At 60.8% G+C, this 21253-nt stretch carries 15 protein-coding genes; 6 read left to right on the forward strand and 9 right to left on the reverse strand.

All coding sequences use genetic code 11. The features are described 5' to 3' along the window. Positions 1–41: 41 nt before the first annotated feature. Positions 42–2396, reverse strand: a complete 2355-nt coding sequence (locus IPI01_01600; GenBank protein ID MBK7256523.1) for a hypothetical protein — start codon at positions 2394–2396, stop codon at positions 42–44. Between the two features lie 556 nt (positions 2397–2952). Between IPI01_01600 and IPI01_01605 the strand changes: the two genes are divergently transcribed. After that, positions 2953–3729, forward strand: coding sequence for a DUF2817 domain-containing protein (locus tag IPI01_01605; protein ID MBK7256524.1), 777 nt, complete (start codon positions 2953–2955; stop codon positions 3727–3729). A 264-nt stretch (positions 3730–3993) separates the two neighbouring features. Here IPI01_01605 and IPI01_01610 read toward each other — a convergent pair whose 3' ends face one another. Next, positions 3994–4980 carry an SDR family NAD(P)-dependent oxidoreductase gene (locus IPI01_01610; protein MBK7256525.1) on the reverse strand — a complete coding sequence of 329 codons (987 nt, stop codon included), beginning with the start codon at positions 4978–4980 and terminating at the stop codon, positions 3994–3996. Between the two features lie 95 nt (positions 4981–5075). On the opposite strand from IPI01_01610, the gene IPI01_01615 reads away from it, so the two are divergent. The 4 genes from IPI01_01615 to IPI01_01630 all read left to right on the forward strand — a co-directional run bounded on the left by IPI01_01615 (position 5076) and on the right by IPI01_01630 (position 9077). Continuing rightward, positions 5076–6302 carry a pyridoxal phosphate-dependent aminotransferase family protein gene (locus tag IPI01_01615; GenBank protein ID MBK7256526.1) on the forward strand — a complete coding sequence of 409 codons (1227 nt, stop codon included), beginning with the start codon at positions 5076–5078 and terminating at the stop codon, positions 6300–6302. Between the two features lie 119 nt (positions 6303–6421). After that, the gene (locus IPI01_01620) at positions 6422–7540 is read left to right on the forward strand and encodes a GNAT family N-acetyltransferase (protein ID MBK7256527.1); all 1119 of its coding nucleotides are present in this window, start codon (positions 6422–6424) and stop codon (positions 7538–7540) included. Positions 7541–7566: 26 nt separating this feature from the next. Beyond that, on the forward strand, positions 7567–8493 hold the full coding sequence (locus tag IPI01_01625) for a branched-chain amino acid transaminase (protein MBK7256528.1): 927 nt from the start codon (positions 7567–7569) through the stop codon (positions 8491–8493). A 29-nt stretch (positions 8494–8522) separates the two neighbouring features. Beyond that, positions 8523–9077, forward strand: coding sequence for a universal stress protein (locus IPI01_01630; GenBank protein MBK7256529.1), 555 nt, complete (start codon positions 8523–8525; stop codon positions 9075–9077). A gap of 81 nt (positions 9078–9158) precedes the next feature. Here IPI01_01630 and IPI01_01635 read toward each other — a convergent pair whose 3' ends face one another. The 7 genes from IPI01_01635 to glgA are packed head-to-tail and all read right to left on the reverse strand — an operon-like array spanning position 9159 to position 16796. Further along, positions 9159–10130, reverse strand: a complete 972-nt coding sequence (locus IPI01_01635) for a polyprenyl synthetase family protein (protein MBK7256530.1) — start codon at positions 10128–10130, stop codon at positions 9159–9161. A gap of 30 nt (positions 10131–10160) precedes the next feature. After that, positions 10161–10955: a twin-arginine translocase subunit TatC gene (gene tatC / locus IPI01_01640; GenBank protein MBK7256531.1), complete on the reverse strand. Its 795-nt coding sequence runs from the start codon at positions 10953–10955 to the stop codon at positions 10161–10163. A 21-nt stretch (positions 10956–10976) separates the two neighbouring features. Continuing rightward, positions 10977–12275, reverse strand: a complete 1299-nt coding sequence (locus IPI01_01645) for a serine hydroxymethyltransferase (protein ID MBK7256532.1) — start codon at positions 12273–12275, stop codon at positions 10977–10979. Position 12276: 1 nt separating this feature from the next. Beyond that, positions 12277–13533, reverse strand: coding sequence for a hypothetical protein (locus tag IPI01_01650; protein ID MBK7256533.1), 1257 nt, complete (start codon positions 13531–13533; stop codon positions 12277–12279). Positions 13534–13547: 14 nt separating this feature from the next. Continuing rightward, a complete protein-coding gene (locus IPI01_01655) occupies positions 13548–14723 on the reverse strand; it encodes a DNRLRE domain-containing protein (GenBank protein MBK7256534.1) in 1176 nt (391 codons plus the stop codon). Continuing rightward, positions 14716–15315 (reverse strand): HAD family hydrolase, encoded by a 600-nt coding sequence (locus IPI01_01660; GenBank protein ID MBK7256535.1) that lies wholly within the window; start codon positions 15313–15315, stop codon positions 14716–14718. The genes IPI01_01655 and IPI01_01660 overlap by 8 nt, the downstream gene beginning before the upstream one ends. Continuing rightward, positions 15312–16796, reverse strand: a complete 1485-nt coding sequence (gene glgA / locus IPI01_01665) for a glycogen synthase GlgA (protein ID MBK7256536.1) — start codon at positions 16794–16796, stop codon at positions 15312–15314. The genes IPI01_01660 and glgA overlap by 4 nt, the downstream gene beginning before the upstream one ends. Before the next feature lie 341 nt (positions 16797–17137). On the opposite strand from glgA, the gene porU reads away from it, so the two are divergent. Further along, positions 17138–21232, forward strand: a complete 4095-nt coding sequence (gene porU / locus IPI01_01670) for a type IX secretion system sortase PorU (protein ID MBK7256537.1) — start codon at positions 17138–17140, stop codon at positions 21230–21232. Positions 21233–21253 lie beyond the last annotated feature (21 nt).

Genomic DNA, 21253 nt, shown 5'->3' on the forward strand with positions numbered 1-21253 from the left:
GCACCGCCCCCGGGCATGGACCGGAACCATGTACTTCTTGCTTAGCGCACCACCACCGCTTCCCCCCGCGTCTTGAATGTCACCGCAACTGCCGGTGAGCTCGTGCCCTTGAACTCACATGCGAACTTCACTTCGTGCGCACCTGCCGCCATCAAGGGCACCGCGCCGGCGGCTATCGCCGTGCTCACCTGCCTGCCCTTGTTGTCATAGACCCTCGCAGTTGTTGCGCCTTCACATACCAGCGTCTGTCCGGGTTGCAGCTCCACGGCAAATGTGATCCGCGCGGAGCGGTCGACCTCGAACGAAGGGTTGGCGATACTTCCTCCATCGCCAACAGCACGCAGCTTGAACTGCATTGGCTGCTTCGTATCCGCCGTTGTGAAGGCCCAACGGGCGGACGTTGGTTCTCCGGGTTGCCGGACGATCCGCTCGTGGCGGAAAGGGGCCGTCTCGTGGTACGGGTAGAGTCGCCATGAACCGCTCCCCGCGGCCTCCAGATGGAATTCATTCTTCGGGTCCTTCATGAGCGCCCGCTGGGCCGGGGTGAACACGCCCGCACGGCGGGCCGTCTCCCACTCGCGGATCGCATCCAGGATCGGGCCAAGCTCGGCGTTGCCCCGGATGGCCTCCATGTTCGTCGCAAGCGCAAAGCCGGCATTGAACCCGGCAGCCCGTGCCAGCATCCATTCCATGTCCGAGAGGGTTGTCGCCGGCGTGAGGAGATACCATCCGAGCATGTTCGGCAGGTAGTTCCGTTCGAACAGCGCCTGGTTGCTGATCCGGTACTCCTGCATGCTCTCACGGAACCCTTCCGTCCACGGTTCCCCCCAGTTGCAATACGAATTCACATGCCAGTAGTAGTGCTTCGAGTTGCTGGTGCCGTTGATCACCGGGTGATCCAGATTCTCGTGGAAATCCTGCGCGAAGAGCGTGTAGGCATAGTCTCCCTGACCCGACGACGCACATCCTTCGTGTCCATCGAAATCCATCTGTCCGAGTCCGGTCTCATTGAAGGTGCGCGCAAGATTCCGCGCGATCTCGCGCTGGAGTTCGAAGTTCGGGAAGAATACCTCGTACGGGTGATCGAGCAGTTTCCCGATCACCGCCCCCTGTGGATGGGATGCCATGCGGGTACCGAATGCCCCCCGCTGGCAGTCCAGGAGGATCCAGGGTGCTCTCTCGGACACTGTCCGGTACCGTATGATCTCATCGCCGACCACCACTGCATGCAGCCAGTTCGCCTTCTCGTTTGCGAAGTACACCGGGGACTCCACCGGGATCTCTGTTGCCGTCGTGTCCACGGCAGCGGTGAGCGTGCTGTATCCGGTCTTTGCAAGGCGTGGATCGGGAACGGGTGTGACGTAGGGGTCGTTGGTTTGAATGAACGTGGTGAGCGTGTGGGCACCGAGGCGTATGCCGCGGGCCTGTGCTTTCGCGACGCAGGCACGGAGTCCGGCTGCCCCCGCGGGGAAGATCTTCGTGTTCACCTGATAGTGCCCCCAGCTCGCGAACGGCTGCATATGATAGAGCGACATGAGGCCGGCGCGCTCTGTGCACGTCAGCAACGTATCCAGCATGGCCTCGTCGAAGTCCGCAATGAGGTAGGAGCGACCCTGCTCCGGGGATCTCTTGAACCACACGCCGTTGAGCATGGGATGGGGGAGGCCCTCGGCGATCTCGATGGCACCGATCATGTCGAGCGCATCGGCCTCACGGCAGCCGAACAGTGCGATCTTCGAACCCACAACGGTCTCGCCCGGTATCGGCTCGATGGGCATTGCGGGGAAGGATCCCAGCCACACATCCGCCTGGCGTGGCCGTGAGCGGTCCAGGCTGTAACACTGCAGCACGCTCCCCCAGGGGCGGGGCTCCGCCGCGCGGCCGCGCGACATATCGAACCCCTCGGCATTGTCGGGGTAGCTCCCGATCGTCTTCGGGTTGAGCGCCTGGATCCCGATGGCATACCGGCCATCCCGCACGACGCCCACGATCTCTCCGATGGTCTTGGTGATGCGGGTGGGGTAGGGTCCCCAGATGACGGCATCGACCACACCGGGCGGAGAGACACGGACTACTTCGAAGGTCAGGTGGGTCGGATGCATGGAAACGCTGACGTCTGCGACCGTCTTGCTGCGCTGGTAGGTGAACCGGAGTGTATCGCCTCCCATACGGATCACTGTTGAGGGGGCTTCGATCCCGGCTGTGGTCCGGATGGATACGAACGGTGCAGGCTGGCGAGCGGCGATGTACTCCTTCTTGCCGGCGACATCGAAGAGACTGGTCAGTTGTCCGGACTTGCTGATAGCCAGGGTGAAGTGGGGAGTAGAGTACTTCGCCTGGCCGAACGTGAACAGGGGAAGAGTGTAGAGGAGAAGCATCATCAGGGATCGTCGCATGGGTTTCCTTCGGAACCTGAACGGGGGGGGGGTAGAGAGCCTCACCCCTGCATGATAGCCAAGTGATAGGGAAAATCCAAACGGGACGCGGCACCATTGGTACAAGTTCATCGGAACACAGAGGTGTCGGGGGTAGGGGCGGGTGCACCGCCCCCGGGGCGGGGGCGGGTGGGGGGCGGGGCCCGCGCAGGGGGCGGGGGCCCCGTCGCCCTAGGTACGATTACACCCGCCGACGCACTTCAGCCTGGAAGGGCCGCACCCGAGGAACCCAACGGATCAGCAGTCTATAGGGTCGACTTTGGAGGAATGGAGGTCCCCCACCCCACGCCACGAGTTCGGAAAGTCCCTCTACATCGTCCTGAGCCATCTCACGAAGTACAGCCCACGACGGTAGCGCGTTCTCGAGGCGCAAGGTTTTCATGGTACCGGGGGAGGACGCCGAAAGAATTCCGAACCCGTGGAAAGAAATGGCGCAAGGTTTGACACCGGATGCGTTTTTGGGTATTTTCCTGCCATGCATTGGCCTTCATTCATCTTCTCTCCAGCTCGAGGAACCATGAGTTCCCTTGGCAAACACCGGCACTCTACTTCCCTTGTAGTGCTTCTGATGCTGATGTCGAATGGTTGTTCTTCCTCGGGGATCGGCCGGGGGAGTGATCCGCTCGCCGACATCGGTCGCCACCCCGGACTCTGGACTGAGTGCGGTAGATCCGTGGAGGGGCGTGCCATCGTTTTCCGCGAAGAAGGGCGGGGCGACAGTACCGTGTTGGTGCTCGGGAGTATGCATGGCGACGAGGCCGCCGGCGGCACCGTTGTGGTGAGGTTGGCAGAGGCGTTCGCGGCGGGGGCGGGTGATCCGCTGCATCGGCGGATCGTGTTCGTGCCAGTGGTGAATCCGGATGGAGTGGAACGGGGGACCCGCTGGAATGCTCATGGCGTGGACATCAACAGGAACTTCCCTACAGCCAACTGGGAGAATGGAGAGCGGAAGGGGATCGCGCGCCACGGCACAGAACCAGCGTCGGAACCGGAAACGAAATTGGTGATGTCACTGATCGACCGCTTCAAGCCGTGCCTCATCATCACCCTGCACGCTGCTCTCCACGTTGTGAACTACGACGGGCCGGGGAAAGAGATCGCGGAGCGCATCGGTGCCCTCAACGGATATCCGGTGAGCGGTAGCATCGGGTATCCGACGCCGGGATCTCTTGGCACCTATGCCGGTCTGGAACGGCAGATCCCAATCATCACCCTGGAATTGCCGGGCGTCAGCGGCGATGAAGGGTGGGAGCAGAACAGGGAGGCGTTGATCAAGGTCTTGCGCGACCGCTGAATGTGCGGTGTACCGATGGTGTTGGGGGGCGGTGCATGCACCGCCCTACACAAGAATGGACGACGGGGCAGGGATGGGGTACCATTGGTGCAATGGATATGGGCGCGGGGTGGTGTGGGGCGGGCATGCACCGCCCTACACAAATGGACGACGGCGCCATTGGCACGCGGTGCGGGGTGCACCATTGGTGCAATGGATCTGGACGCGGGGCTGCCGATGGTGCTGGGGCGGTGCATGCACCGCCCCACAACGGATGCCGCGGTGTTACTTCAACCACCCCTGCTGCCTGCACCACGCGATCGTATCGTTGATGCCGGCCTCAAGAGTGATCTCCTGCTCATAACCGAAATCGCGCTTCGCCTTCGCTGAATCACACGTCCAGTAATCCTGAACCATGTCCCGGGCTTTTTCAAAGTTGATCAGCGCCGGCTTGGACGAGAACAGCGAGAAGAACTCGGCGAACGCTGCGATCACGTAGACCCCGGCTTCGGGGACGCGGAGCGTCACGGCGCCGCGGCCAAGGGCCTTGCGCGTGAGTTGTCCGACTTCCTTCCATCCATACGTCTTCTTGCTGCCGATGAAATAGGTCTTTCCCACGCTGTTCGGGCTTTCGCCGGCCATGACGATGCCACGGACGAGGTCCTTCACGTGGATGAGGGTCACGTATTTCTCCCCGAAACCCACCACGGGCTGGAGCCCCTTCTGCATCGTTGCAAAGAACTCGAACACGTCCTTGTCCCGCGGACCGAAGACGGCGGGGGGGCGGACGATGGTGATCGGTAGTTTGTCGAGCAGCGCGAGGCATTCCTTTTCCGCCTGGAGTTTGGACTTCCCATACGTGGTGATGGGTTCGCCGGATTGATCCTCGGTGATCGGTGTTGCCGTGGGGCTGGGGCCTGCCGCCGTCTGGCTGCTGATCTGTACGAAACGGCTCAGGTTGGGCGCGTGACGGATCGCCGCCTGCAGGAGGTTGCGCGTCCCCCCGGCATTGGCCCGATAGTATTCCGATTTCTCTTTGGCTTTGGTCAGCCCTGCGGAATGATAGATATAGTCGACGCCGGCCACTGCCGCGGCGAGCGCCTGCTCATCGTACACATCCCCCTGGATGACCGTGATCGGGAGATCTTTGAGCCAGGCGGTACTGCTTGTCTTCCTGAGGAGACAACGGACTGCGTAGCCCTTTTGAAGAAGGAGTTCAACAAGGTGGCTGCCGATGAAGCCGCTGCCACCGGTAACGAGTGCTGTTTTCATGGGGGTTCTCAATTGACTTTCAGACGGTGGTAAAGTATATTAAAATACTTTCATCTAATCAAACCTTCGTGTTAGAGATTTCCAAGAGAACGCTGATGACACCTCCTGAAGCGACCGCCAAGAAACCCGTTGACCTCTTCCAGAAGTGCTTGGCTTTCACCCGTGCGGATGAGATCAAAGCCGCGGGGTTCTACCCCTATTTCAGGCCGATCGAGGAAAATGAGGGGCCGGTGGTGACGATCGAGGGGCGCAAGATCATCATGGCCGGTTCCAATAACTATCTGGGCCTCACCGCCGATCCGCGTGTGAAGGAAGCGGCGATCAAGGCCATCGAGAAGTACGGCACGGGGTGCTCCGGTTCGCGCTACCTCACCGGTACACTCGATCTGCACATCGAGCTTGAAGCGCGCCTTGCGAAGTTCTTCCACAAGGAAGCCTGTCTGCTCTTCAGTACCGGGTACCAGACTGCGCAGGGGATCATCCCCACGCTGGTCCAGAAGGGCGAGTATGTGTTGTCTGACAAAGACAACCACGCATGCATCGTCGCCGGCAACCTGATGGCAAAGGGTGCCTTCGCCGAGATGATCCGTTTCAAGCACAATGACATGGATGACCTCGAGCGGGTGATGAGCAAGCTGCCACTCGAAGTGCCCAAATTGGTCGTCTCCGATGGCGTGTTCAGCACGACCGGTCTGATCGTTGACCTGCCCCGTCTGGTCGAGGTCGCCCGAAAATACAATGGGCGGATCCTCATCGACGATGCCCACTCCACCGGTGTGATCGGCAAGGGGGGCCGCGGGACCGCGAGCCACTACGGCCTGGAAAAAGAAGTGGATATGACGATGGGGACCTTCTCGAAGACCTTTTCGTCTCTCGGCGGGTTCGTCGCCGGCGACGGTCCCGTCATCAATTATCTCAAGCACCATGCTCCGGCACTGATCTTTTCTGCAAGCCCGACCCCGGCATCAGTGGCGGCTGCGCTTGCCTCGCTGACCATTCTGGAGGCGGAGCCGCAGCGGATGGACAACCTGATCCGCAACGCGGACAAGATGCGTCAGGGGTTCAAGGCACTTGGCTTCCACGTCCTTGATGCCCAGACCGCGATCGTGCCGGTGATCATCGGCGAGGACATGCTGACCTTCAAGTTCTGGCGCGAGCTGTTCGATGCCGGCGTGTTTGTGAATGCGTTCGTCAGCCCCGGTGTGCCTCCGGGCATGGCGATGCTGCGGACCAGCTACATGGCCACCCATGAGGACAAGCACCTCGACCGCATCCTCGAAACCTTCACGGTCATCGGCAAGAAGCTCGGTGTGATCAGCTGATCGTCACGGAGACCGGTCCCGCCCCGTATCAGGGGGCGGGCCGGCTCATTCCGTTCACCGGTGCCCTCCGGGCCGTTGCAAGTCTATTCCCCGTCCTATCTCTGTGAGGCCGTGACCGCATGAGTTCCGTCACTGTTCGTCCCCTGCGTTCGAAAAAAGACGAGAAGGTTTTCATCAAGTTCCAGTGGAAGCCCTATGAGGGGAATCCGTACTGGGTGCCGCCCCTGTTGATGGACAGGCGCAAGCTGATGGACCGGGAGCATAACCCGTTCTACAAGCATGCGGATGCGGAATTCTTTCTGGCGGAGCGCAACGGGGAAGTGGTCGGGCGCATTGGCGCCATCATCAACCACAATCACAACCGCGAGCACAACGAGAACATAGGATTCTTCGGTTTCTTTGAATGTCTCGATGACCAGGAAGTGGCAAGTTCGCTCTTCGACGAGGCTGTCCGTTGGCTCAAGGCGCGCGGGGTGACCGCGGTGCGCGGGCCCGTAAGTCCGTCCGTCAATGACGAGGTCGGAATGCTTGTCGAAGGCTTCGACCGCAGTCCGGCGATCCTCATGGCGTACAATCCACCGTACTATCCCAAACTCGTCGAGACCTACGGATTCACGAAGGTGAAGGACCTCTATTCCTGGGGTCTGCACCAGGATCAGGTATTCACGGACAAACTGGTTCGTGTCTCGGAAGCCGCACGGCAGCGGCAGGGTCTGGTCTTCCGGAAGTTCAACATGAAGGACTTCGACAACGAGGTCAAGCGGATCCACGAGCTCTACTCGAAGGGTTGGATCCACAACTGGGGTGAAGTTCCGTTGACGGATGAGGAATTCAATTACATGGCCAAGGACCTCAAGGCCATCGTCAATCCTGAATTCGTGATCTTTGTTGAGGTGAAAGGGAGACCCGTCGGGTTCGCCCTCGCGCTGCCGGACTACAATATCATTCTGAAGGGGAACAAGCGCGGATGGCTCCTCCCGGCCATCCTCCGCATGCTGTTCCTCAAAAAGCGGATCGATGATTCGCGCATCGTCATGCTGGGAGTGCTCCCCGAGTACCTCAACTCCGGCATCGGCGGTGTGTTGTTCTACGAGATCGCACGCCGGATCACGAACACCGGGATCCCGCGCGGCGAAGCGAGCTGGGTGCTTGAAGACAATGTCATGATGAACCGCGGGGCGCATATGCTGAAGGGTGAGCTCATCAAGCGCCATCGTCTCTATCAAATGGAGTTGTAATACTACCACCCCCTGACGAGGACGTTATGCCAGTACAAAAAGTCGATAAGATCTGGATGAACGGCACGATGGTCAACTGGGATGATGCCCGGATCCACGTTCTCTCGCACGTTATCCATTATGGCACCAGTTGGTTCGAAGGGATCCGCTGTTACAATACCGAGAAAGGTCCGGCGATCTTCCGGCTCGACCTTCACGTCCGTCGGTTGCTGGATTCCCTGAAGATCTACCGTACCCCGCTCCCATGGACCCAGGCGCAGGTGGAGCAGGGCATCCTGGATACGATCCAGGTGAACAAGATGAAGGCGTGCTATATCCGTCCGGTCGCCTATCGCGGGTACGGTGATGTTGGCGTGAATCCGCTGGCCTGTCCGGTGGACCTTACCATAGCCGTGTGGGAATGGGGGGCGTATCTCGGCCCCGAGGCCCTCGGCAATGGTATCGACGTCTGCGTCTCCACCTGGAACCGCCCGGCACCGAACACCTTCCCGACGATGGCGAAAGCCGGCGGCAATTACCTGCTCTCGCAGTTGATGAAAGTAGAAGCGATCCAGAACGGCTTTGCGGAAGCGATCGCACTGGATGTGTCGGGGAACCTGAGCGAAGGGAGCGGGGAGAACCTGTTCCTTGTCCGCGACGGCATCATGTTTACGCCACACCTCGCTGCGTCCTTGCTCCCCGGTATCACCCGTTCATCCGTCATGCAGCTTGCGCGCGAGATGGGCATCGAGATCCGCGAGGGCGCCATGCCGCGCGAATCGCTGTATGTCGCTGATGAGATGTTCTTCACCGGGACCGCGGCGGAGATCACGCCGATCCGGTCGGTGGACAAAAATGTGGTCGGGACCGGAAAGCCCGGCCCGGTCACGATGGCATTGCAGAAAGCATTTTTCGATATTGTAACCAAGGCCAACGATCCCCACAACTGGCTGAAGTTCGTGTACACGAAGTAATCCATCCTCACAGCCAAGGGAGGAATGCGATGAAAAAAACAACGCGAACGGCTGCACGAACACCCCGCCGGGCGGCCCACACGTCCCCGGCGGTGCGGAGGAAATCCCCGGGTCCGAAGCGGGCAGCCGCTCCTGTGACCGCGCTGGGCATCCGCCGGATCCTCGTCCCGATCGATTTCTCTGTCCACTCCAAGAATGCGTTGAAGTACGCCGTGCCGATGGCCGGCCAGTTCAAAGCAGCGCTGCATCTGGTCTACGTCGTGGAACCCACCATTTATCCCGCCGATCTCGGTTTCGGGCAGGTGGTGTTGCCCCGCGTTGAAGAAGAGCTGCGGCAGAAGGGTGCGGAGGAGTTGCAGACATTGATCGAGCGTGAGATCGGCCGATCGGTACCCGCGACGTACGCAGTGCGGACAGGCAACCCGCATCACGAGATCCTCGCGGAAGCGGAAGCGCAGGCGGTGGATCTCATCATCGTGGCCACGCACGGGCACAGCGGTGTTGAGCATATACTGTTCGGGAGCACAGCGGACCGCATTGTGCATCATGCGCCGTGTCCGGTCCTGACGATCAGGCCCGCATAGCGCGCCGCTGGACAGAGGCAGGAAAAAAGAACGGGGCGGTCCAACGGACCGCCCCGCGTCATTTCAAGGGGTGCGCAACAGTCACTTGTCGCGGTCGACGACGAAATCCGCGAACGCCGCGAGCGATGCCTTGCTGGGCGAGTCCGGGAAAGCCGCGATCTGCTCCTTCGCCTCCGCCGCGTAGTGGCGCGCCCGTTCGGTCGCGTAGGCGATGCCGCCGCGCTCCTCCGCGAAGCGCACGATGCGGCGGACGTCGATCTTTTTGCCGCCGGCCTTGATCATACCGAGGATCTCTTTTCGTTCCGACGCCTGGGCATGGGCAAGGGCGTGCACGAGCGGCAGGGTCAGCTTCTTTTCGCTGAGGTCGAGGCCTGTCGGTTTGCCGGTGATCGATCTGCGTCCCGTGTAATCGAGGATGTCGTCGCGGATCTGGAATGCCAGCCCGACGAGTTCACCGTACTCGCGCAGCCGGCGCTGCGACTCGGGGTCATCTGTCGCACTGGTCGCCCCGATCTCGCAGCATGTGGAAAGCAGTGATGCGGTCTTGTCGCCGATGATGCGCAGATACTTCTCTTCATCCATATCCAGTTTCCTGCTGCGCTGGATCTGATGGAGTTCGCCCTCGATCATCCGCCGGACGGCGTTGGAGTTGATCTTCAGGAACGCAAAGTCATCGTGGTCGAGCGCAACAAGCAGCCCGCGCGACAGAAGGTAATCGCCCATCAGCACCGCGATCTTGTTCTTCCACACCGCATTGATGGAGGCGAGTCCGCGCCGCGTGTCCGCGTCGTCCACCACGTCGTCGTGGACGAGGGTGGCGGTGTGCAGGATCTCCACCAGTGCTGCGCCCCGGTGGCTCTTCTCGTTCACCCCGCCGCAGAGTTCGGCGCTGAGGAGGACGAGGATCGGGCGGACCTTCTTGCCCTTTTGCCGCACGAGGTACTTCGTCACGAGGTCGACCAACCCGATGCGGGAACGTATCGCCTCGCGGAAGACCCGGTCGAAGAGCGGGAGGTGATGCTGGATCGGTGACGCTATGGCCTGCAGGTCCACAACTTGCCTTTGCTGGTGCGCGGGGATTCGTTAGGGTGTTGCTGCGGCATCCCGTTTGCGGGAGGCCCAGGCGGACACGAAGATGCTGATCTCATACAGCACGAGCAGCGGGACCGCAAGGAGGATCTGGCTGACAGGATCGGTGCCTGGCGTCAGGAATGCTGCCAGGACGAAGATGATCACGATGGCGTGCCTGCGGTACTGACGCATGAACTTCGGGGTCAGGATCCCGATCCGCGAGAGGAACCAGGATACCATCGGGAGTTCGAAGACGACGCCGGCCGCGAGCATCACGCTGATGATGAAATTCATGTACTCGTTCACGGCGATGTTGTTCTCGATCGTGGCGGTCCCGAACGTCGCGAAGAAGCTGAGCGCCGCCGGCAGCATCACGAAGTAGGCGAACGCCACACCGCCGAGGAAGCAGAGCGACGAGAACGCAACAACGGCACGTGCCGTTCCCCGTTCCTTCGGGAGGAGTCCCGGGGCGATGAATGCCCAGACCTGATACAGGATGTTGGGCAGGCTCAGAATGGCACCGCCGATGATCGCCACCTGCATGTACAGGAAGAGCTGACCGAACGGCTTCAGGTTCTGAAGCTTGATGGGTGGCTGTCCGGGAAGGAGCGATGCATTGACGCGGACGATGGGCCGCAGCAGCACATCGTCCATGATCCAGTCAATGAAGACCCAGCACAGGATCATGCCCAGTGCCACACCGATGATGGCTTTGATCACACGCCAGCGGAGTTCCTCGAGGTGATCGAGGAACGACATCTCATTGCCGGTTTCGTTTCCCGGTCCGGTGTCCGGCATGTCAGCCATGCCTCAGCCCTTCCGACGACGTCATGATTGGAGCTCGGGATAAAGAGGGAATTCGAGGCAGAGGCGTTCCACATCCGCTGCGACCTGTGCGTGGACCGTCGACGAGGCTGCATCCTTGATCACGCGATCGATGAGTGCTGCCACGCGTTCCATCTCGGGCTCACGCATCCCGCGGGTCGTCAGTGCCGGTGTGCCGACGCGGATACCGCTGGTGATCAGCGGGCTCTTGTCATCGAACGGCACCGCGTTCTTGTTCACCGTGATGCCCGACTCGTCCAGTGCCTCCTGCGCATCCTTCCCGGTGATGTTCTTGTTACGGAGGTCGATGAGCATGAGGTGGTTGTCCGTGCCGCCGGAAACGATGTTGTAGCCGCGGGCCGTCAGCGCCTTCGCGAGCGTCTGCGCATTGCTGATGACCTGGCGGCCGTACACTTCGAACGAAGGTTGGAGTGCTTCGCGGAAGGCGACGGCCTTGCCAGCGATCACATGCATGAGGGGTCCGCCCTGGATGCCGGGGATGACCATGGAATCGAGCAGCTCCGACATGCGTTTCGTGCGGCCGGATTTCGGAGCAACGAGCCCGAACGGATTGTCAAAGTCCTTGCCGAGGAGGATCAACCCTCCGCGGGGGCCGCGCAGCGTCTTGTGTGTCGTCGATGTCACCACATGGCAATGGGGGATCGGATCGTTCAGCAGCTTCCGCGCGATGAGTCCGGCCGGGTGTGCGATATCCGCAAAGAGGAATGCGCCAACCGAATCCGCGATCGTCCGGAACGCCTTGTAGTCGATGTTCCGGGAATACGCGCTGGCGCCGACCGTGATCATTCTGGGACGTTCCTTCTTCGCGAGGTCTTCGACCTCGTTGAAGTCGATCATCCCGGTCTGCGGGTTCACACCGTAGGGTATGAACTTGTAGAATTGCCCCGAGAAGTTCACCGGTGAGCCGTGCGTGAGATGACCCCCATGGGAGAGGTTCATGCCCATCAGCGTGTCGCCGGGCTTCACGAAGGTGAAGTACACCGCCATGTTCGCCTGTGAGCCGGAATGCGGCTGGACGTTGGCATAGTCAGCGCCGAAGAGCTCTTTAGCCCGGTCACGCGCAAGCTCCTCGGCGATGTCCACGAACTCGCAGCCGCCGTAGTAGCGTTTCCCAGGATATCCTTCGGCGTATTTGTTGGTGAGCGGGGAGCCGACCGCTTCAAGGATAGCGAGGCTGACGAAGTTCTCGGACGCGATGAGCTCGAGCTTGGTATTCTGCCTGTGGATCTCGCTCCGTATCGCTGCGGCGATCTCAGGATCATGCTGCACAAGGTTCTTCATCTCACTCCTCTTCGTAGCGCTGGAACCACAATTCGCTGATCGTCAGTGACGCGGAGAACCGGATGATGTTGTCCCTGATCATGTTCTTGTCCGTCGTGCCCCTGCTGCCGTATTCTATGGCGAGATTCAACCGCGTGTCGGCGCTGACGGGGATACCGAGCCCCGCGGTGACCGCCCAGGCATTGATCGGATCGCCGTTGGGCGCAATGTAGGTCTGATGATACATCGCCCCGAACCGGTAGGCGATGCGATCGAGCAGTGGTTGTCCTGATTCGCGGGCGGGCGTGCGTTCCATCCCGATCCCGATCATGGTGGAATTCCTGAGCCCGGAGGGCGTCTTCCCCCGGAACAGCGAGCCGGACCAGGCCTGGGTCACCACGTCGGCCGCCAGCACCACGCGATCGCTCGCGCGGTACGAGAGTCCGAATCCGAAGGTTGTGGGGATGCCGAAGGCCTCTTCCGTTTCCTGCGTCGTATCACGCTGGTCCGTGAAGAGGTAGGTGTACCGATGGGTCGTGGTCAGGTTCGTGCCCGTGGTGAAGGCGATCCCGAAGGAGAACGGTGCAAGCAGGGGGCTCACTTCCCCGAGGCTGTCGACGACGGTGCTGATCGTGAACGTCGTGCCGCTCATCGTCGATTCTTCGGTCTGGTCGCTGCCGGGGAACGTGGATGATCGTGGAATGATGGAGCTCGTTCGTTCCACGGTACCAAAGAGGTAATTCAGGTTCGCGCCGAAGGCGAGGCTCTTCGTCGGTGCCCAGGATGAGCCCAGGATGGCTTTGCTGATCCCGCCGCGGCCGGTATGGTTGATCGCGTAGGCCAGCGTGTCGGCGGACCCGATGAACGTGCCGTTCGTGTAGGTGTTGTAGTCCACCTTGCTGAACGGCGTGAACCCCGCAACCACAACGATGCCCTGCGCTTGCGAGAGGGGCAGCGCGAGCAGCGCCGCGCTGACATCGGCCCTGGCCAGAAAACGGGACGTTGATCCGTTGGAGGAGCTGAAGCCCTCATACTGGAGGCCGCCCTCGATACGAGCGCGATCGATCCGGGACCAGGTAGCCGGCGACATGGTATTGATGACATAGGGCGCCGGCGTGGCGTAGCCGGTATAGCCCATGCCGGCCGAGCGGACGCTGGGCGACATGTGGAGGTCGCCGATGCCGAGGAATGAGTAGATGGACCCGCCACTGCCGGCATAGGCGTGCACTGCTGCCAGAAGGAGAGGGATGATCAATGTACCACGGAAGAGCCTTCTCACGATCGCCTCACCGGTCAGTTCTGGGGAATGGAATAGAGTATGCGGAGCCTGGGCCGCAGGGCGGCGTTCGTGGCTCCGACACTATGGAACGTGATCAGGTCGAAGCTTGCGAACTCCTGATCGCCGTTGACCCGCAGGAGGAGGCCGTAGTTCGATCCGCGTACCCAGGATTGCACGGTGGAATAGATCTCGGCGGCATAGGTGTCGGTGGTCCCCGCTTTCACCGAGCCCGTGCTGCCTGTGGTGCTGAAGGTGCCCGTAGCCGAATCGGCCAGCATGATGTGCGCCGCGATCGATGCGTCGCCGGAGAACCGGTTGATCTTCGAGGTCGCCGGGTCGCGCTGTAATTGCAGTTCCGCGACATGGACGGTCGACCCGCGGGGGATGAAGCTCACATCGAACTTCACGATGCTGCGGTACACGATCCCCGCCTGTGCGACCATGAGCGATGGCGATGTGATGACCCCGTCGTTGTTGCCAACGAAGGTGTCGATGCCGAGAGAGTACGTCGAGGTGTCGCGGACCGTGCCTGCGACATTCTGCGCGATGATCTCGAGTGTCGGGTAATCCTTCGCGGAATCGGCCTCGAACGACGTGAAGCCGCGGACGACATTCGTGCCGGGCGTAGGCACGAGGACGAAGCCATACTTGTTGTCGGTGTCCGTGGTCTTGAGCCATTCACGTGCCATGGCGGTATCGAGTTGGACAACGATGCGCTGGGTGTCTGCCCCGACGCCTCCGGTATACGTCCCGCGGAGCGTCGCCGCGTCATAGAACCCCGTCTGCACCGTGTCCCAGGTCGAACCTCCGGCGGTCCATGTGCGAGTGATCCGGTGGACGGTGAAGCCGAACTGCGCGGTGGAATCGCCGAAGAAGGATGCGGCGCGAAGGTACAGCCGTGCCGACAACACATTCACGGTATCGCGTGCCGGAAAGTAGTTCGAGTAGAAGGCGAACGCACCGATGGCGGTGTAGTTCCCGCTCTTGCCGATGAGATTGACCGGCCCGTTCATCGGGAGGACCCGCATGAACGACGAACCCGATGTTGCGGTGATGGTGGTTTCGCGCACCGCGACTCCCACGAGGGGGAGGGGGGCGACGAGTGCATTCTCTTCTGTGGGATCCTCACTGCACGCAATGACGACGACTGCAAGGATCAAGGGCAGCCATCGTCGTTTCCCGTCACGCATGATGATGTGCATCTCCTTCGGTGTGTTCCATAATGAATGCCACCGCTTCCGCAACGGAAGGGCGGACGGCATCCGGCGTGATTCCTGCCTCACGGCATTCCTGCACGGCCGAGGGGCCGTAACCGGTCAGCACAAGCACTGTGCGTGTCCCGGCGGTGTGTCCTACTTTGACATCCGCAAACTTGTCTCCGATGACATATGACCGGCGGAGATCGACATTGAATTCCTTCACGGCCTGCTCCAGCATGCCGGTGCGGGGCTTGCGGCAGGCGCACTCGACATTGTAGGGAGGGGTGCCGCGGGTCGGATGGTGCGGACAGTAATAAATGTGGTCGAGGTGCGCTCCGGCGGAGGACAGTTCCGCTTCCAGCCGCTGATGGATCGGGACCAGCGCCTGCTCGCTGAAGTACCCGCGGGCGACGCCGGACTGGTTGGAGATGACGAAGGTGAGGAAGCCATGGTCATTCAGGCGGCGCACTCCTTCGGCAGCGCCGGGGATCATCCTGAGCCCTGCGGCGTTGCTGAGGTATCCCACATCTTCGATCAGCGTGCCGTCCCGATCGAAGAATACGGCGGCGCGTCCTTCACTCACTTGCGTGCAAGGCTCCTGTACAACTGGACGTACTTGCGTGCCGACGCTTCCCACGAGAAGTCCTTCGCCATGCCGTTCTTCATCAATTTGCGCCAGCCGTTCTGGTCGCCCCAGGCCTTGACCGCGCGGCCGAGCGCCTTGAGCATCTCACTGCTCTCATACCGCGCGAACTTGAACCCCGTTCCCGTGCCGGCAGATGCATGATACTCCTCGATGGTGTCGTCGAGTCCGCCCGTTGCCCTGACCACCGGGATCGTGCCGTAGCGCAAGCTGTAGATCTGGTTGAGGCCACACGGTTCGTAGCGGGAGGGCATGAGGAACATATCGCTCCCGGCTTCGATCAGATGCGCCAGCTCTTCGTTGAACGTCAGGGAGATCCCGACGTTGCGCGGGTACTTCTTCGTGGCTTTCTCGAACAGATCGTGATACTTCTTTTCGCCTGTGCCGAGGACCACCAGCTGGACCTTCATCGCGATCATTTCGTCCAACACGTCGCCGATCAGATCGAATCCCTTCTGGTCCGCCAGGCGGGAAATGATCCCGATCACCGGCACCCGCTCGTCGAAGGGGAGACCCAGACGATCGAGCAGGATCTTCTTGTTCTCGACCTTCAGGTCCAGCGAGCGCACATCATATCGCTGGGGAATGAGCTCGTCGGCCGACGGATCCCACACGGTGTAGTCGACCCCATTCAGGATCCCGGTCAGATCGTGTTTCCGCTTCTCGAGCAATCCCTGCAGGCCGCACCCGTACTCGTCGGAACTGCGGATCTCCTGCGCATACTTCTCGCTGACCGTTGTGAGTGCGTCAGCATGTACGAGTCCGGCTTTGAGGAAGTTCAGGTTCCCCCAGGCGATCACGCCGCTTTCGGCATCCTGTTCGGCAGGGAGGCCGGTCTGGGTAAACGACTTATGAGGGTACGTCCCCTGATACGCCATGTTGTGGATCGTGAAGACCGTCTTCGTCTCTTTATAAAAGGGATCGTTCTTGTACAGGGTCTTCAGGTACGCCGGAACCAGTCCGGTCGGCCAGTCGTTGCAGTGAATGATATCCGGCTGCCAGCCAAGCTTCTTCAGCACCTCGAGGATGCCGCGGTTGAAGAATGTGAACCGCGCATCGTTGTCGGGGAAGTCCTTCTTGGTTTCAGGATGGACGTACAGACCGGTCCGTCCGAAGAGGGTGCTGTTGTCAAGGAGGTAGACCTGGACCTTGACCTGCGGGTTCGAGATGAACGAGGACTTCACGCTCGCCGGGAAATGACGGTCGCCGACCGGAATGTCGATCTCCTTCATCCTGATCATGTCATGCAGCCGGGCTTTCCGCTCATTGATAGAGCCGTAGCGGGGGAGCATGACGCGTATCTCATGGCCCAACTGGCGAATGGTTTGCGGAAGGGCGCCCGACACGTCGGCGAGACCGCCCGTTTTCGCGAACGGCTCCACTTCGCTGGAAATGAACAGGATATTCAGAGGACGAGGCATTCCGTGAACATTGGCGTGGGGAGATAAACTTCTTCTTGCATCAATCATTGTAATGTACCCAATTCCGGTCTGAGAATCAAATGAGCGCCCTCCGGTCGCTGATGCTTGACAAAGAGGGTCGCAATGGCTATATTGCCACAGATAAAGACATCGATCATTCTGGAGTGCAGCCTATAGAAGTGTTCGGTTAAAGGTTTGTGCTGATTGTCTGCGCAAGCAGGTAAGGTCCTTTAACGAACATTCTATGACACGCTGGTGGCTCCATGAACCATGTCCGCCGCCGAATGTTATAGATGTTAGATAACGTTCGGTTTTTTATTTATCGGGAGGCGATCTCTTTCGTGCGTCCAGTCAGGTTCCACATGGTCCGGGTCGCGATGATTGCCCTTGTCACGGCGATGCTCTGGCCGGTGTGTCTGCCGGCGGCATCGGCTGGCGAGGCCGCCGCGGCTTCAGCGCGGACCGGTGTCCCCACGCCGGATATCCGCGTTCTCAATTCCACACCTTCCGTCCTCGTGCTCGAATATACGCCCCGGTACACCTCCATCGACACGGTGGTTGTCGATGGACGTACCTGCATCCGTTTCAATATCGGAGAGGGCAAAGGATCGGCATCGCCGGACGACCACGGCATTCCCGACCTGGTCAGGCGCGTCGCCGGTATTGCCTTCCCGACCCCGGGTGCCGCTTCGGTCAGGGTCCTTGCGGCCGACCATGAAGAACGGAAGGGCGTCGACCTGCTTCCCGTTCCTCAGATCCGATACCGCGACGGCATGCCGGAGATGTCCGTCTATGCCGAGGACCGCGAGGCGTATGCGCGTTCCGGCTTTGCACCCGCGGCCATTGCCGAGGCCGGGATGCCGGCACAGGTGCGAAGCCTGCTCATCGGGCCGGTCACGTTCACACCCATCCAGTATGATCCGGTCGCGCGCACCGTGCGACTGTATTCCCGCATCGTCGTTGAGGTCACCTTCGCGCCCGGCATCGCCCAGGCCATCGACGAGGCCGACGTGAGACTGCTTGGCAGCGGGATCGTCAATGCCTCGATGCTCTCCTCCATGCCGCGCGCAACGCGAACGCTGGCGAAGACCATGCTCACATCGAGCGTCCTCGCTTCCGGCGATTGGTACCGGCTTGCCGTGACGGAAGAGGGGATCTACAAACTCGATGCGGCTTCGCTGACGGCCATGGGCATCACGGTCGCATCCCTCGATCCGCGGACGATCCGGATCTATGGGAACGGTGGCTATGAACTCTCCGAGAATCCCGGTGATGCCCGGCCGTCGGACCTCGTGGAGAATGCCATCTACGTGGAAGGCGAGGCTGATGGCCAGCTGGGTTCTTCGGACTTCATCCTCTTCTATGGCCGTTCGCCGCGGGGGTGGACCTATGCGCCGGCGCGCCGGACATGGGACCATTACCTCAATCATTACACCGAGACGAACTATTACTGGCTGACGTTCGGGGGGGCACGGGGGAAGCGTATGGCGGACCAGCCCTCATCGGCGATGACCCCCTCGGTGGTGGTTGAGAAGTTCACCGACATGGTCGCGATCGAAGAAGAGAAGGTGAACAAACTGAACTCGGGAAAGGCCTGGTACGGGCAATCGATCAGTGGCCCGTCCGGTTCGTTCACCCATGTCACCCCTCTGCCCGGCCTTGTGGCGAACGATGTCATCAATTACCGGTACACACTTGTTGCGCACGATGAGACCTATCCGCGGTTCACGGTGCGGGAAGGGACCACGGTACTCGGGTCCCATGCGCTCCCGTCATCGTCCGAGGCATCATATCAGTATGCGCATGCTGCGACCTTCGAAGCGTCGGCTTCGTCGTCGCTCTCCGGGACCTCAAGCCAGTTCAGCGTAAGTTTTCAATCGTCGAGCGCGGCGTCGGAGGCATGGATCGATTGGGTGGAGATCCTGTATCCCCGGATGCTCTGGGGCGTGAACAATGCATTGCGCTTCCGTTCACCTGATGCCACCGGCATCGCCGAGTATATGCTGCAACAGTTCACATCCAAGCCGATGGTTTTCAATGTCTCTGACCCTGCGAATGTCCGCCTGATCTCCGGCGTGGCTGGCTCGTACACCTTCCGGGATACGCTGTGGGCCGGGCGGGTCACGGAATACTGGGCGACGTCGGTCGGCGCATGGAAGTCGATCGCGGGTGCACAGAAGGTCGCCAATCAGGACCTCCGCGGATACGCCGGTGGGGCGGATTTCATCATCCTGACGAGTGAAGAGTTCAAGAGCGTCGCCGATCGCATCAAGACCTTCCGCGAACAGCCCACGAACGGTGGGCTGAAGTCCATCGTTGTGGATGTCGCGAATGTGTACAACGAATTCGGTGGCGGGTTGCCGGATATCTCCGCGATCCGTGACTACCTCAAGTATGCCTACGACACCTGGACAGTGAAGCCCACCTTCGTGTTGTTCCTGGGTGGTGCCTCCTACGACTACAAGAACATCCTGGGTTCGAAATCCAGTTACGTGCCGACCTGGCAGTCCATCGAATCCCGCAACGAGATCTCCAGTTATGCCACCGACGATTTCTTCTCACGGTTCACGCAGGGGGCGCCGCCTTCGATGGTCTTCGGACGCATCTCTGCACGGACGGTCCGTGAGGCGAACGTCGTCGTGGACAAGACCATCCGGTATCGGGCCGAGGGTGCGGACGATGGATGGAAGATGCGCATCCTCTACGTCGGCGATGACTCGTGGACGAGTGAGGGCGAGGACGGCACGATGCACAGTGACGATGCCGAGACGCTGAGCAGTCCGGCGTACACGCCGGATGAATTCGAGAAGAAGAAGATCTACATCGCAGAGTATCCCACCGTCTTCACGGCCCAGGGGCGGCGCAAACCGGGTGCGGCGCAGGATATCATCGACCAGGTGAATCAGGGCGTGCTGATCCTGAACTACTCGGGGCACGGCAACCCGAAGGTGTGGGCGCATGAGATGATCTTCGAGGTGAACACCTCGATCCCGCCGATGGTGAATGCGAACCGGCTCGCATTGTTCATCCTTGCGACCTGCAACTTCTCGCAGTTCGATGACCCCCGCAACTACACAGGCAGCGAGCTGCTGCTGAACAAAACGGATGGTGGGGCGATCGGCGTCGTCTCGGCATCACGCAAAGTGTACGCCTCGAGCAACAGGGATCTCAACCTGGGGACCTATCGCCGGATGTTCCTGCGTGACGCGTATGGACGCGTGGTCGTGGATCGGCCGGCGACCGCTCTGTTTCTGTACAAGGTGACGGGTGGGGGAGAGCCCGTGAATGATGCGAAGTACCTGTACATGGGCGATCCAACCACCCAGCTCGCGTATCCGCGCGGCTACGCACGGGTCGACAGCATCAACGGCGAACCGGTGGATAGTGTCGGCGGTGCGCCGCGCAGCACCCCGATCGTACTGAAGGCGATGAGCAAGGTGACCGTCGGCGGCACGATCCGGAATGCCGGCAACAGGATCGATTCAACGTTCAACGGCGTTGTGCAGTTGCATGTGAATGATGTGAGCCGGGAACAGTTGATCGTGAACTTCGTCCCGGGCAGGAACTGGGCATACACCTCCACCGGCGGAACGATCTACCGGGGGGAGAATTCCGTGAATGCCGGCCGCTTCCGTGCGACGTTCATGGTGCCGAAGGATATCTCCTACGCGGACACGACCGGCCGGGGCCGCCTGGTTGCCTACTTCTCCGGCGCCGGGTCGGATGGAGCGGGGTTCACCGGCATGGTGCGGGTGGGCGGGACCGATACATCGGCGATCAATGACGGCACCGGGCCGTCGATGCAGATATACCTGAACTCCCGGGCATTCAGACCGGGGGACGTGGTGACCGAAGCACCGACCCTGCTTGTCGATCTCCGGGACTCGAGCGGCGTGAATACGTCCACCGCCGGTATCGGGCACCGAATCGAGGCATGGGTCAATGGTGCCACGCAGAGCAAGGACCTCACCGAGAATTACACGAGCACGCTGGATGACTTCCGCGCCGGAACGGTGGAGTACCCGCTGACCGGTCTCGCGTCCGGCAAGAACACCATCCGTATCAGGGCGTGGGACTCGCAGAACAACTCGTCCGTAGCCGAGACCTTCTTCGAGGTTGCGAGTTCCGGGAACCTGAGCATCAACGACGTCTTCAATTATCCGAACCCCTTCGCAGGCGAGACACAGTTCACGTTCCGGCAGAATTTGAGCGATCCACTCGATGTGGACGTGAAGATCTATACGATCGCCGGGCGCCTGATCCAGGCGCTGCACACCATCACGGCCGGCGAACCGATGGTCCGCGTGCCATGGGATGGCCGCGACCGGGATGGCGACACGCTCGCGAACGGCGTGTACCTTTATAAGCTCGTTGTACGCACCACCGATGGCCGCTTCAGCAGTGAGGCCCTCGGCAAATTGACCGTGTTGCGCTAGTCGCACCCGACGTGGTCATTG

The organism is Ignavibacteriota bacterium, assembly GCA_016707525.1.
In the GTDB taxonomy this organism is placed as follows: Bacteria; Bacteroidota; Ignavibacteria; order UBA10030; family UBA6906; genus JAGDMK01.